Origin of the sequence: Rhodococcus sp. RD6.2, assembly GCF_001040705.1 — a bacterium.
GTDB lineage: Bacteria > Actinomycetota > Actinomycetes > Mycobacteriales > Mycobacteriaceae > Rhodococcus_G.
Genome location: NZ_CVQP01000010.1, coordinates 274,256 through 288,775 on the forward strand (window position 1 = coordinate 274,256; position 14,520 = coordinate 288,775).

Consider the following 14,520-nt stretch of genomic DNA (forward strand, 5'->3'; position numbering starts at 1 on the left):
GTGCGATCCGCCACGTCCCGCCGGACGTCGTACTGCAGACTGTGCGCGTCCTCGTGCGGCGTCCTCCTCGACGTCGAGGACGGGCGGATCGCGCGGGTGCTCGGCGACGCCCACCATCCAATCTCCGGCGGCTACACCTGCCCGAAGGGGCGCCGCGGCGGCGACCTCGTCCACGGACCGGACCGGCTCACCACGTCGATGCGGCGCACGCCCGACGGATCACACGAGCCGGTACCGGTGTCGCGGGCCGTCACCGAGATCGCGGCTCGCCTGCGCACCGTCGTCGACCGTCACGGACCGGATGCGGTGGCGCTGTTCATGGGGACCCAGCAGAACTTCGCCGCCCTCACTCCGCCGATGGTCCGGGCCTGGTTCAAGGGCACCGGTTCGCACAAGCTGTTCTCCACCATGACCATCGACCAGTCCGCGAAATGGGTTGTCGCCGAGCGAATGGGCACCTACCTCGGGGGCAGGCAACGGTTCGAGGACGCCGACGTGTGGCTGCTCGCCGGTACCAACCCGGTCGTCTCCGGCAACGGCGGTGACGGGGACGGCGCGGTGGTCCAGAACCCGTCCGTCACGCTGCGCGCGGCACGCGAGCGGGGTCTGCAGCTGATCGTCGTCGATCCGCGGCGCACCGAGACCGCCGCCCTGGCCGACGTGCACCTGGCTCCGCGGCCGGGAACGGACGCGGTGTTGTTCGCGGGCCTGCTCCACGTGGTCCTCACCGAGGGACTCCACGACGATGAGTTCTGTCGCCGGTACACCGCCGATCTGGACCTGCTCGTGGACGCGGTCTCCGTCGTGACTCCCGCTGTCGTACAGCGTGTCTGCGGTGTGTCCGCCGACCTGCTGCGACACGCGGCGCGGGTGTTCGCCGGAGGTCGTCGAGGCATGGCGACCAGTGGAACCGGCCTGTGCATGGGGCCCCACTCGAATCTCGCGGAGCATCTCGTCGCCGCCCTGAACGTGGTGTGCGGGAGGTACCTGCGGGAGGGGGAGCGGGCCGACGACCGCGCCGTCCTGACCCGGTACGTGCCTGCCCGCGCGGAGGTCGCGCCGCCGTCCCGGTCCTACGAGCACGGCTACCGCAGCCGCATCGGTGGGGTGCGGGCGATCCGCGGTGAACTGCCGTCCGGCATCCTCGCCGACGAGATCCTCGACCCCGGACCCGACCGGATCCGGGCGCTCGTCGTCTCCGGCGGCAATCCCGCCGCGGCGCTGCCGGATCGCGCGAAGGCGCTGCGCGCGTTGCGATCCCTGGACCTGCTGGTGTGCGTCGACCCACGCATGTCCGACACCGCGCGACTCGCCGACTACGTGATCGCCCCGACCGTCATGTACGAACGCGCCGACCACACCGCCATCATGGAACCCTTCTTTCCGCGCCGGTTCGCGCAGTTCACGCCTCCGGTCGTGACGCCGCCGCCCGGTGTGGTCGACGACTGGCGGTTCTTCCTCGACCTCGCTGCCGCGTCCGGGCAGCCGGTCAAGTTCGCCGGCCGCATTCTCGATCCCGCCGCGCCGCCGACCTCCGAGCAGTTGCTGGCGATGACGGCCGAACGAGGACGCGTGCCGTTCGCCGACCTGGTGACCGCCCGCCACGGGCAGCTCGCCGGGGACAGCGGCGCCCTGGTCGGCCCGCCCGACCCCGGCGCCGCCGGGCATCGTCTGGTGACGATGCCCGACGACGTGCGTGCCGAACTGGGTGCCGCGCTGACGGAAGTCACAGTCACGCAGAGGTTTCCGATGCTCCTCACGGTTCGTCGGATCCGCGAGGCCGTGAACTCCACGGGAACCCGCGTTCCCGGACTCGTTCGGGGTGGAACCAATCCCGCGAGCATGCACCCCGACGACCTCGCCGCTCTGGGTGTCGCCGACGGGCAGCAGGTGACCGTGCACTCGGCATCCGGACGGCTTCGCGCGACAGCGAAGGCCGATCCCACCCTCGCGCGGGGAACCGTGTCGATGACGCACTGCTTCGGCAGTGTCGACCCCGGCGACGACGTCGGAGTGAATGTCAACGCGCTCACCGGAACCCGTGACGGTGTCCAGACGATCAACGCAATGCCGACGATGACCGCCGTTCCCGTGACGGTCGGGCCGGCCGCACCCGAGGAGGAGTCGCGATGACCACCAGGGAGCCGACTGTCGGTCACCGGATCTGCCCCCTGTGCGAGTCGACCTGCGGGCTGCTCGTCGAACTCGACGGTCGCACCATCGTCCGGGTCGCGCCGAACCCCGACGACGTGATGAGCGCCGGGCACAGTTGCGCGAAGGGCCTCGGGCTCGGCCGCATCGAGGGGGACCCGGACCGGATCCGATCACCGCTGCTGCGCACCGCGGACGGCGGGTTCCGGGAGGCCACCTGGGACGAGGCGTTCGCCGAGATCGAACGCAGGCTGCCGGAGTTCGTCACCGGTGATCCGGGCAGTTGCGCGATCTACCACGGTAATCCGGCGGCACACCACCTGGATGCGACCTTCTACCTGGGTGAGCTGATCGGTGCCGTCGGCACCCGGAACATCTACTCGCCGGCCAGTGTCGACACCTGGCCGAAGAATCTCGCGCACATGCTGCTGTATGGCACCGGGCTGGGAATGAGCCTGCCGGACCTCGACCGCACCGACTACCTGCTGATCCTCGGCTCGAATCCGATGGTCTCCAACGGCAGCACCGTCACCGCTCCGGGCATGCACCACCGGTTGGAGGCGCTGCGGGAGCGAGGTGGCACCCTCGTCGTGGTCGACCCGGTGCGTACCCGCACCGCCGAGGTCGCAGACCTACACGTGCCGATCCGACCGGGCACCGACGCGCTGTTCCTGCTCGGCGTGCTGTCCGTGATCGCGGCCGAGGGTTCGGCGCGACCCGATCGGGTGCCGGACGTGGTGGACGGCATGGACGCGGCGCTCGCGATGGCGGCGGAGTTCGATCCCGAGTCGGTGGCCGACGCCTGCGGGATCGACGCCGACCTGATCCGGGCGGTGGCCCGTGGCTTCGCGGCGGCGCCGTCGGCGGTGGCGCATTCTCGGATCGGCACCTGCATGCAGGAGTTCGGCACTCTCGCGAACTGGCTCGTCGAGGTGCTGACCGTCGTCACCGGCAACCTGGACCGCCCAGGTGGCGCGATGTTCTCGATGCCGGCCGGCGGAGGTCAGAACACCTGGCCGGTGACGAAGCCCCCGAAGCTGATGTTCGACCGGTGGCGCTCCCGAGTCCGCGGCTTCCCGGAGGCGATGGGGGAACTGCCCGCCGTGTGCTTCGCCGAGGAGATCCTCACGCCCGGTCCGGGACGGACGCGGGCACTGATCACCCTCGCCGGCAACCCCGCCCGGTCGTTGCCCAACAGCGGGGCGGTCGAGGATGCCCTCGGTGCTCTCGAGTTCATGGTGTCGGTGGACTGCTACCTCAACGAGACCACCCGGCACGCGGACGTGATCCTGCCCCCGCCTCCGGTGACGACGCGTGGCCACCACGATGTGACCCTGTCGCACTTCCAGATCCGGAACGTCGCGCGCTACACACCGCCGCTGCTCGCGCTCGCCGACGGCGAGATGGCGGAATGGCAGATCCTGCTGCGGTTGGCCGCGATCGCGACGGGAACGCCGGACCGCCCGGTCGAGGAGCTGGACGACGAGGTGGCCGCCGTCGCGGCGAGGCGTGCCGCGAAGCTCGTGGGCTGCACACCGGAACGGGCCGCTGCGGCGACCGCCGATCGACGTGGACCGCTGCGGCTGCTCGATCTACGGCTGCGCAGCGGACCCTACGGTGATCGCTTCGGCCTCGACCCGGGCGGACTGACCCTCGCGGTGCTCGAGGACCACCCGGACGGCATCGACTACGGACCGCTGATGCCGCGACTCCCGGAGGTGCTGCGCACCCCGGACGGTCGGATCGACCTGATGCCCGAACTGATCGTGGCGGATCTGCCGAGGCTGCGCGCGAGCCTGCCTCGACCCGTCCCGGAGCTGCAGCTGATCAACCGGCGCCAGCGCCGCGGCATGAACTCGTGGCTGCACAACGCGCTGCCCCAGCCCGACGCCGGCCAGTGCGCCCTGCTGATGAGCCGCGAGGATGCTGCCGAACGCGGCCTCGTCGACGGCGACCGCGTGAACGTGACATCCCGCGTGACCACCGTGACCGCGGAGCTGAGGATCGACGACGCACTGCGTCCCGGCGTGGCGAGCATGCCGCACGGGTGGGGTCACGATGGGCCGGGACTTCGCACCTCGCGGTCCGCGTCGGCCCCCGGCAGCAACTACAACGCCTTGGTGGACGACACCACCGACCTCGAGGCGCTCACGGCGTCCCCGATCTTCAACGGCGTCCCGGTCACCTTGACGCGCACAAACGAGGAGCATCCCTGATGGCGTACGTCGTCACCCAGAACTGCTGCAACGACGCGACCTGTGTCGCCGTGTGCCCGGTCGACTGCATCCACCCGACTCCCGCCGAGCGCGAGTACAAACGCACCGAGATGCTGTACATCGACCCGGGATCCTGCATCGACTGTGGGGCCTGCTCCGACGTCTGCCCGGTTGACGCGATCGTCCCTGGCGACGCGGTTGTTCCGGACATCGATCGCTACCGCGACATCAATGCCGAATACTTCCAACGGAATCCGCGCACCACGTCGCCCGGCGCCCACGTCCAGCCGCTTCCGCTCGCCATCGCCACCGTCGGTGTGGCCGAGCCCCCGGTGCTGCGGGTGGCGATCGTCGGGTCCGGCCCTTCCGCGTTCTACGCCGCGGAGGAACTGCTCGCCCGCCGCGACATCGCTGCCGAGGTGACCATGTTCGAGAAGCTCATTGTTGCAGGGGGACTGGTGCGATTCGGCGTCGCGCCGGATCACTGGCACACGAAGACGGTGGACCGCGTGTTCGACCGCACGGCGCGGCGTGACGGCTTCACATTCCACCTCGGTGTCGAGGTCGGACGGGACGTGACCGTCGACGAGGTGCTGTCACACCACCATGCGGTGATCCACGCGTCCGGTGCGTCGGGGGACCGCCGACTCGGTGTTCCCGGCGAGGACCTGCCGGGCAGTCACGCTGCCCGCGAGTTCGTGGCCTGGTACAACGGCCATCCCGACCACGCGGAGCGCACGTTCGACCTCGGCGCTTCGCGTGCCGTCGTTGTCGGCAACGGCAACGTCGCACTCGACGTCGCCCGCATCCTGGTCTCCGACATGTCGACGCTGCACCGTACCGACATCGCCGATCACGCCCTGTCCGCGCTGGCGGACAGCCGGATCGAGGAGGTGGTGGTGCTCGGCCGCCGCGGTCCCGAACACGCGGCGTGCACCACCCCCGAACTGCTCGCGCTCGGGTCGCTGCCGGGGATCGACGTCCTCGTCGACGGCCCCGTGACGGCGGGCCCGGACGCTCCGACCAAGCTGAGGATCCTGGCGGAGTACTCGCGGCGGGAGCCGACCCCGGGGAACAAGCGCATCGTCCTGCGTTTCGGTACCACCCCTCGAGAGGTGCTGGGAGAGGGCCGCACCGAAGCGCTCTTGGTCGCCGACGGGGATACCGCGGGCCGCATCGAGTGCGGCCTGATCCTGCGGGCGGTCGGCTACCGCGGGCTGCCCGTCGCCGGGCTCCCCTTCGACGAGTCCTCGGGAACCGTCGCCAATGTCGCGGGCCGTGTCACGGTGCCGGAGACCGCCCGGGCCGTGCCCGGCCAGTATGTGGCGGGGTGGATCAAACGCGGTGCGACCGGGGTGATCGGCACCAACCGCCACTGCGCGGCGGAGACGGTCGAGTCGCTGCTCGCCGATCACCGCGGTGGGCTTCTCGCCGCACCGGCGTCGACGGCGGCCGACCTGACGGCGCTCGTCCGCACCCGCCGTCCCGATTCGCTCAGTGGTGCGGACTGGCGGGCGATAGACCGCCACGAGCGGGAGCGCGGCCGGGAGGCGGGCCGTCCCCGCATCAAGATCGTGGACGCAGACACCGCAGTGGCCGTCGCGACCGCCGCCCGAGGGTCCCGATGACACGCACTGTCCACACCTTCTGCCGCATCTGCGAGCCGGGGTGCGGCCTGCTCGCGGAGGTCGACGGCGGCGAGATTGTCCGGCTGCGACCGGACGCGGATCATCCGGTGCACAAGGGCTTCTCCTGTCACAAGGGCGTGCACTACCTGCAGGTCCACCGCGATCCGGACCGGCTGGACCGACCGCTGAAGCGGATGAATCCGCGCACCGAGGACGGTGGTGTCTTCGAGCCGGTCGGCTGGGACGATGCCGCCCGGGACATCGCGGCGCGCCTCGCGGACATCCGCAGGCGGCACGGGCGGAACGCACTCGCGGTCTATCAGGGAAACCCGTCGGCGTTCAACGGCGCCTACTACGCGAATGCCGCCACCATCGCCCGCGGATTCGACACCCGGATGCGTTTCAGTGCCGGAACTCAGGACACGTCCGCCAAATATGCTGCCAGCGAGGCGATATACGGCGCATCGATGGCACATCCGATCCCGGATCTGCTGCACACCGACTACTTCCTGTGCCTCGGCAGCAACCCTCAGGTCTCGCACATGACCCTGATCCACATCTCGGATCCGATGGCGAAGATCCGCGCGATCAACCGACGCGGCGGCACGGTGCTGTTCGTCAATCCGCGCCGCATCGAGTCGTCCTCACCGGAGACCGGCGACGTGCTGATGGTCAAGCCGGACACCGACTTCTACTTCCTCGCCGGGCTCCTGCACGAGATCGTCTTCCGGATCGGATTCGACCGGGCCGCGGTGGAACGCCGTGCGCGACGGGTCGACGAGCTGCTCGACTTCGTCCGGCAGTATCCCGTCGACCGGGTCGCGTCCGTCGTCGGTGTCCCGGCGGCAGCGATCCGGCGGGTCGCGGACGAGTTCTGCGCGGCGCCGAGTGCGAGCATCTACATGGCCACCGGCGTGAACCAGGGCCGCCAGGGCGCCCTGGCGTACTGGATGCTGACGATGGTGAGCCTGTTCTCCGGCAATCTCGGCAGGCGTGGCGGCAACATCTACTCCCGTGGTGTCGCGGACACGGTGCAACACTCGAAGCGCAAGCGGGAGGACCCGTTCTTCGAGGGCCCGTTCGGGGAGATGCGAACAGTGGGCGGCGACCTGCCCGCGGCCCTGCTCCCGGATTTCATCGAGAACGCCGACGACCCGATCCGCGCGCTGATCGTGGTGTCCGGGAACCCGCTGCTGTCGGTCGGTGGGGACGACCGTCTGCGTCGGGCCATGCAGTCGCTGGACCTGATCGTCACGGTCGACCTCTACCGCACGGTCACAGGGGAGATCGCGGACTACGTTCTGCCTGCGACGGATTGGCTCGAACGGGAGGACGTGAACTTCCTGAACACGATGGGTGTCGCGATGGAACCCTACGTGCAGTACACGCCCGCGGTGGTTCCGGCGCGAGGCGAGCGGCGCGACGACTGGTGGATCCTGTCGCGCATCCAGCAGGAGATGGGGGTCCCCGGACTGCTCGACGACCCGGAACCGAATCCGCTCGCGGCTGTGGACTCGGTGCTGCGAGAATCGGGCCTGACGATCGACCGGCTGAAGGGGATGTCGTGCCAGACGGCGGTACTACCGGAGGCCGTTCCGTCCGACGTCTTCGACATCGCGGTGCAGCACGAGGACGGTCTGATCGACTGCTGCCCCGCGCTCTTCCGGCGCTCGTACGCGACGGTCGAGAGTATCTTCGGGGAACTGGCCGCGGAACCCGCGGACCAACTCAAGCTGATCACGCGCCGGACCAACTACATGGTCAACAGCTGGTTGCACAACATTCCGGTGCTCAAACAGGGTGTCCACCAGGGTAATCCGCTGTGGATGAATCCGGACGATGCGCGAGGTCGGGGCCTGGTCGAGGGCGACGACGTCGCTGTTCGCAGCCGGCACGGGGAGGTCGACGCGGTGCTGGCGTACGACCCCGCCCTGCGTTCGGGCGTCGTGGCGATGACGCACGGCTGGGGACAGGGCACCGCTCGGGGGCTCGACGTGGCTCGGCGTCACCCCGGCGTGAACGTCAATCGGCTCGCCCCCACCGGTGCGGAGGGTTACGACCCGCTGAGCAACCAGTCGCAGCTCACCGGGATCAACGTGGACGTGCTCCGGCGGTGAGTGGGGAGGATTCGGACACCTGCCACAGCCGCACCACTCCCGAGGACCAGTCGTAGCCGGCGCACAGGCCGCCCGGCCCACTCGCGAGGGCGGTTCCCTCATCCAATCCGGTGGGGCGGTCGAGTTCGATCCAGGAATCGAGATCTGCCGCGGCGGCGAAGATCCGCTCCTCGTCGTCGCCGGCACACACCACGAGGCGATCCCCGACGGCGACGACCCAGTGAAACGGCACGCCCTCGTCGAGCCCAGGGCCGATCTCGTCCGAGCGCGCCGACACGAACGAGTCCGTGTCCACGGTCGACCGCACCCGCAGGACGTCCGTCTCGTGCGTCAGTGTCACCACCGACTCCTGCCCGACGACATCGACAAGGATCTCCTCGTCGTACACGATCGGATCACGCCCTTCGCCGAGCTTCGTCGGGTCGACCCAGTAGACCGCACAACCGTCCTGCCCGGCGCCCATCGAGAGCCCGAGATGACCGCTCGCGCTGCGCGAGACGTGCGACCCTCCCGCGGTCAGGTCGGTGAGTTCGACGAACGCCTCCGTTCTACCGTTGCGGACGAGGCGCCAGTGGTCGCTGTCGTCGCCCGGTTCCGTGAACGCGAAGGTCTCCGTCTCCGAATCCCAGTACGCGGAGCCCGTTCCCCACTGCGGCCAGCCGCCGTGCACGTGCTCCCAGACCAGCGTGCCGTCGCGTCCACGCAGCTGCGCCCGATCCTGAAGAGTGACCGCGGCGTAGTCGAGGGTGTCCGACACCGTCGACGTGCCGCAGCCGTCGAACCTCGCGGTGTAGAGCACCCGGTCGAACATCGCGTCGAACACGTCCACTCCGCCCGGTGACCGGACGAGCCAACCCGCCGGGTGCGCAGCGATCGTGCTGCGTTCCGGCATCGACAACTTCGCGCCCATCGCCGTCAGGAATGTGTTCGACATGAGATGCAGCGTACAAACTCTCGGCCCGCAGGCCCGGCATCGCGAAGTCGCCCTTGTGCAGAGAACCAAATACCATTAGGTTTACGGATGTGACGTGGGACACCCGACGGGTGCCGCGCACCCCTGTCCTGCGCTGCGGCGGTCGACGAGAATCCGGCCGCGACGACTCCTCGGGAGGCCTTCCATGAGCGGAACCGTGATCGACGCACTGACCTACTGGGCGCGAACCGTCCCCGACCAGCCGGCGATCGACTTCGCCGGCGATGTCGTGACCTACCGCGAACTCGACACCTGGGCGGACGGCGTCGCCGACGACCTCGCGGCGCGAGGGGTGTCGGCCGGGGATCGCGTCAGCTACCTCGGCACCAACTCCCTGGAGTGGTGCGTCGCGGCGCTCGGCGCGATGAAGGTCGGCGCGATCTCGGCACCGTTCAACCAGCGGATGCTGGCCGGTGAGCTGACCGTGCTGGTCGACGACTGCGAACCCACCGTCGTGTACTGCGACGCGGCGCTGCGCCCGCGACTCGACGAGGTGCACGCCGAGCGCAGCACGTTCGAGATCGCGGAGTTCGAGGCGGACGTTCGTCCGCTGCGCGGAGCGGCGCACTCGCACTTCCGCACACCGGTGACGGAGCAGTCCGATCCGACCGCCATCGTGTTCACCAGCGGCACCACCGGCAAGCCGAAGGGCGTCGTCTTCACGCACGCGACGATCGCGGGTGAGATGCACGAGTGGTCGCTGATGGAGCCGATCGAGCAGAACGGTCTGCGTCCGCTGCTGGTGCTGCCGCTGTTCACGGCCGCCGGGATCATCTGGGGCATCTCCCGCACCGTGCTGCACGGCGGCACCCTGCTCCTGCAACCTGGCTTCGACCCCGAGGCCGCCCTGCGGGTGATGACCGGCAGCCGGGCCACCACCCTGACCGGACCGCCGATCCTGTTCGAGCAGATTTCGCGGGTGCCTGGTTTCGACGACGCGGACCTGAGCCACCTCACCACCGCCCATGTCGGGGGCGCCCGCGTGCCGTCCGCGCTCGTCGGCACTTGGCTCGCCCGCGGCGTCCAGCTGCGGCAGATCTACGGGCAGACCGAGATCGGCGGATCGGCCTCCGCGATGCCCCGGAACGAGGCGGCCCAGCACCCCGACAAATGCGGGTTCGGCGGCATCTTCACCAAGATCCGCGTCGTCGACGCCGACGGGAACGACTGCGCCCCGGACGAAGTGGGGCAGATTCTGCTCCGAGGCCCGGGCATGATGCCGGGATACTGGCGCAACGAGGACGCCACCCGGTCGGCGCTGATCGACGGCTGGCTGCACACCGGAGATCTCGGAAAGCTCGACGAGAACGGGTACCTCACGTTCGTCGACCGACTCAAGGACATGATCATCTCCGGCGGCCTCAACATCTCGCCTGCGGAGATCGAGCAGGTGATCAACCGGCTGCCCGGTGTGGAGGAGGTCGCGGTGATCAGCGTGCCCGACGAGAAGTTCGGCGAGACCCCCGCCGCGATCGTGAAGAAGGTCGAAGGGCTCACCGAACTCGACGTCGTCGAGCACTGCAATCAGAATCTGGCCGACTACAAGGTGCCCCGCTACGTGGTGTTCGTGGACGACGGCCTGCCCCGGATGGCCAGCGGCAAGATCTCCAAGCGTGATCTGCGGGAGGCGTATTCCGATGTCCCGCAGACCTACCCGAAGGTGCGATGACCATGACACAGCAGCAGCGGGTGGCAGTGGTGACCGGGGGCGGACGCGGTATCGGTGCGGCCATCTCGCGGCGGCTCGCGGCCGACGGGTTCGCGGTCGCGGTGAACTACTCGTCCAGTGCGGCGGACGCCCAGGACGTGGTGGACAAGATCGTCGCGGGCGGCGGCCGCGCGGCCGCGATCTGCGCGGACGTGTCCGACGCGGAGCAGGCCGAGCAGTTGATCGCCGTGACCACGGCCGAGCTCGGCGCGCCGACCGTGTTGGTGAACAACGCCGGAATGAACATCGCGGGATCGGCGCGCAAGCAGTCGCCGTCCGACTGGGACCGGGTGATCGGCGTCAACCTCAGCGGCGCCTTCTACTGCACCCATGCGGTACTTCCTACGATGTACGAAAAGTCCTGGGGTCGTGTCGTCTTCGTCAACAGCCCGTCCGGCGGGCGACGCCCGTCCCCGGGCATGAGCGCATACGCCGCCGCGAAGGCGGGGCTCGTCGGCATGACCCGGTCGCTGGCAGTGGAGGTCGCGCGCCGGGGCATCACCGTCAACACGGTGATGCCTGGCTTCGTGGAGACGGACATCATCGCTTCCGGTGGGGAGAACGCGGTGGAGAACCTTGCCGCCCACTGGCCGAGGATCCCGGCAGAGTCCATCGCGTCGACGGTGTCGTTCCTCGTCAGCGAGGACGGTCGCCACGTCTCCGGCGAAGAGGTCGGAGTCTGGCTCGGTGGTCCCGTCTAGGCCGGACGAGTGCTTCTGCGCAGGCCAAGGCCTGCGCACACCCTGTCCGTCCGGGTAGGGCGGACCCCGTTCGCAACGTAGTTGCAACGCCAAACTCCATAGTGTCGTGCATCACAACGGAGGCGTTCGCGCCTTCGATCGACACACGAACGGGTGGTGGCATGTCACTGAAGGAGATCCCACAGAACTCGGACACCGCCGCGCACCACGACGGCGCCGACTTCCACGACGAGGACCGCGCCTACCTCGAGAAGCGGACACTGCGCAAGGGGTCCGCGGGCTGGTTGCTCCTCGCCGGGCTGGGTATCAGCTACGTCATCTCCGGCGACTACGCGGGCTGGAACAACGGTCTCGCGGAGGGTGGGTTCGGCGGGCTGCTCATCGCCGCCGTCGTCATCGCCGGCATGTACCTCGCGATGGTGCTCGGTATGGCCGAGCTGTCGTCCGCGTTGCCTGCCGCGGGAGGTGGCTACACGTTCGCGCGTCGTGCGCTCGGTCCGTGGGGTGGATTCGCCACCGGCACAGCGATTCTCATCGAGTATTCCATCGCGCCCGCGGCGATCGCGACCTTCATCGGCGGCTACGTCGAGTCACTGAACCTGTTCGGGATCACCGACGGGTGGTGGGTGTATCTCGCGGTCTACGCCCTCTTCATCGGAGTCCACCTGACCGGTGCGGGCGAGGCGCTCAAGGCGATGTTCGTCATCACCGCCATCGCGCTGGTCGGGCTGGTGGTCTTCGCGGTCTCCGCGATCGGGCTGTTCGACTCGGGCAATCTCACGGACATCGCTCCCACCGACGCGGTCGGGGCATCGGGATTCCTGCCGTTCGGTCTGTTCGGAATCTGGGCCGCGGTCCCGTTCGCGATCTGGTTCTTCCTGGCCGTCGAGAGGGTCCCGCTCGCCGCGGAGGAAGCGCGGGAACCGGAGAAGAACGTTCCGCGCGGAATCATCATCAGCATGCTCGTGCTGCTGGTCACGGGCGCGACGGTGCTCTTCCTGGCCACCGGGGCACTCGGCGCGGAGGCGCTGTCGACGTCCGGGAACCCGCTCGTCGAGGCACTCGGGGACGGTACGGCCGCGAAGGTCGTCAACTACATCGGGCTGGCCGGGCTCGTCGCCAGCTTCTTCTCGATCATGTACGCCTATTCCCGGCAGACGTTCGCGCTCTCTCGTGCGGGCTACCTGCCGAAGAACCTGTCGATCACCAATTCGCGGAAGGCACCGACCCTCGCCCTGATCGTTCCCGGCGTCATCGGCTTCGCCCTCTCGCTCACCGGTGAGGGTGCGATGCTGCTGAACATGGCCGTGTTCGGAGCTGCGGTCAGCTACGTCCTCATGATGGTCAGCCACATCGTGCTGCGGCGCAGGGAGCCCGGTATGCACCGCCCCTACCGGACGCCCGGTGGTGTCGTCACCACGTCGTTCGCCCTGGTGGTTGCGGCTGTCGCGGTGGTCGCGACGTTCCTGGTGGATCCGGTCGCCGCCTTCTGGACGCTCGGCGCGTTCGCCGCGTTCATGGCCTACTTCGGCCTCTACAGTCGACATCATCTCGTTGCGAACTCTCCCGACGAGGAGTTCGCGGCCCTCGCGGAAGCGGAAGAAGAACTGGAATGACGACCTACACCCAGCAGGTGGCCGGAGTCGGCCACACCTTCCACGGGCTCGTCGACCTGATGGCCAAGGCAACGCCGCTGCGGAGCGGCGACGAACTCGCCGGGTGCGCGGCCGGGTCGGACGCCGAGCGGGCGGCGGCGCAGTGGGCGCTCGCCGAGGTCCCGCTCGCGACCTTCCTCGAGGATCTCCTCGTTCCGTACGAGAACGACGAGGTGACGCGGCTGATCATCGACACACACGACCGCGTCGCGTTCGCGGAGATCTCCCACCTCACGGTCGGCGGACTGCGGGACTGGCTGCTTGCCACCGCGGCAGGGCCGAACCCGGCCGAGGTGCTGCGCCGGGTCGCGCCGGGGTTGACGCCGGAGATGGTCGCGGCGGTCAGCAAGATCATGCGCAACCAGGATCTGATCGCGGTCGCGCGGGCCGTGGAGGTGACCTCCGGGTTCCGGACGACGCTCGGGCTGCCGGGCCGGCTGGGTACCCGGCTGCAGCCGAACCATCCGACCGACGACCCTCGCGGCATCGCGGCCGCGACTCTCGACGGGCTGCTGCTCGGCTGCGGTGACGCGGTGATCGGGATCAACCCGGCCACCGACTCGCCGCATGCGACGGCGGACCTGCTGCACCTGCTCGACGAGATCCGGCAGCGCTTCGACATTCCCGCACAGTCGTGCGTGCTCTCACACGTGACGACGACGATGGGACTGATCGAGGAGGGAGTTCCTGTCGATCTGGTGTTCCAGTCGATCGCCGGCACCCAGGGCGCCAATTCGTCCTTCGGCGTGGACGTCGCGCTGCTGCGGGAGGCGAACGCGGCGGGACGGTCACTGCGCCGCGGTACCGTCGGCGACAACGTCATGTACCTCGAGACGGGGCAGGGATCCGCGCTCAGCGCCGGTGCACACCTCGGCACAGGTGGCCGTCCCGTCGACCAGCAGACCCTGGAGACCCGCGCCTACGCCGTCGCGCGGGACCTCGAACCGCTGCTGGTCAACACCGTGGTCGGGTTCATCGGGCCGGAATACCTCTACGACGGCAAGCAGATCATCCGCGCAGGGCTCGAGGATCACTTCTGCGGCAAGCTCCTCGGGCTGCCGATGGGCGTCGACGTCTGCTACACGAACCACGCCGAGGCAGACCAGGACGACATGGACACGCTGCTCACCCTGCTCGGGGTGGCGGGCGCCGCGTTCGTGATCGCGGTTCCCGGCGCGGACGACGTGATGCTCGGCTATCAGAGCCTGTCGTTTCACGACGCCCTCTATGCCCGGCAGGTCCTGGGATTGCGTCCGGCGCCGGAGTTCGAGAACTGGCTGCAACGACTCGGCCTGATGGACGAGGGCGGCCGCGTGCTGCCGGTGGATGCGGCGACCTCGCCGCTGCGTGCGCTGACGGGGGTGAAGTGAC

Annotated in this window: 9 protein-coding genes; 8 read left to right on the forward strand and 1 reads right to left on the reverse strand. The window is 69.1% G+C overall.

What is annotated here, in order from left to right:
• From RHCRD62_RS22235 to RHCRD62_RS22250, 4 genes are read left to right on the forward strand one after another with little or no spacing between them, the layout of a single operon-like run.
• Entirely contained in the window at positions 1-2,133 is a 2,133-nt protein-coding gene (locus RHCRD62_RS22235; protein ID WP_050066916.1) for a molybdopterin-containing oxidoreductase family protein, read from the forward strand.
• The gene (locus RHCRD62_RS22240) at positions 2,130-4,367 is read left to right on the forward strand and encodes a molybdopterin-dependent oxidoreductase (RefSeq protein WP_050066917.1); all 2,238 of its coding nucleotides are present in this window, start codon (positions 2,130-2,132) and stop codon (positions 4,365-4,367) included. Before RHCRD62_RS22235 ends, RHCRD62_RS22240 begins: the two co-directional genes overlap by 4 nt.
• Complete coding sequence (locus RHCRD62_RS22245; RefSeq protein ID WP_050066918.1) at positions 4,367-5,995, forward strand: FAD-dependent oxidoreductase; 1,629 nt, start codon at positions 4,367-4,369, stop codon at positions 5,993-5,995. The genes RHCRD62_RS22240 and RHCRD62_RS22245 overlap by 1 nt, the downstream gene beginning before the upstream one ends.
• Complete coding sequence (locus tag RHCRD62_RS22250; RefSeq protein WP_050066919.1) at positions 5,992-8,112, forward strand: molybdopterin-containing oxidoreductase family protein; 2,121 nt, start codon at positions 5,992-5,994, stop codon at positions 8,110-8,112. The genes RHCRD62_RS22245 and RHCRD62_RS22250 overlap by 4 nt, the downstream gene beginning before the upstream one ends.
• On the opposite strand, the gene RHCRD62_RS22255 is transcribed toward RHCRD62_RS22250, so the two are convergent.
• Positions 8,087-9,046, reverse strand: coding sequence for a hypothetical protein (locus RHCRD62_RS22255; protein ID WP_050066920.1), 960 nt, complete (start codon positions 9,044-9,046; stop codon positions 8,087-8,089). The genes RHCRD62_RS22250 and RHCRD62_RS22255 overlap by 26 nt on opposite strands.
• A 184-nt stretch (positions 9,047-9,230) precedes the next feature.
• Here RHCRD62_RS22255 and RHCRD62_RS22260 point away from each other — a divergent pair, with 184 nt between their 5' ends.
• The 4 genes from RHCRD62_RS22260 to RHCRD62_RS22275 all read left to right on the forward strand — a co-directional run bounded on the left by RHCRD62_RS22260 (position 9,231) and on the right by RHCRD62_RS22275 (position 14,519).
• Entirely contained in the window at positions 9,231-10,754 is a 1,524-nt protein-coding gene (locus RHCRD62_RS22260) for a class I adenylate-forming enzyme family protein (protein WP_050066921.1), read from the forward strand.
• A gap of 2 nt (positions 10,755-10,756) precedes the next feature.
• On the forward strand, positions 10,757-11,494 hold the full coding sequence (locus tag RHCRD62_RS22265; RefSeq protein ID WP_050066922.1) for an SDR family oxidoreductase: 738 nt from the start codon (positions 10,757-10,759) through the stop codon (positions 11,492-11,494).
• Positions 11,495-11,655: 161 nt separating this feature from the next.
• Positions 11,656-13,110, forward strand: coding sequence for an ethanolamine permease (gene eat / locus RHCRD62_RS22270; RefSeq protein ID WP_050066923.1), 1,455 nt, complete (start codon positions 11,656-11,658; stop codon positions 13,108-13,110).
• Entirely contained in the window at positions 13,107-14,519 is a 1,413-nt protein-coding gene (locus RHCRD62_RS22275; protein ID WP_050066924.1) for an ethanolamine ammonia-lyase subunit EutB, read from the forward strand. Before eat ends, RHCRD62_RS22275 begins: the two co-directional genes overlap by 4 nt.
• Position 14,520: the final 1 nt, after the last annotated feature.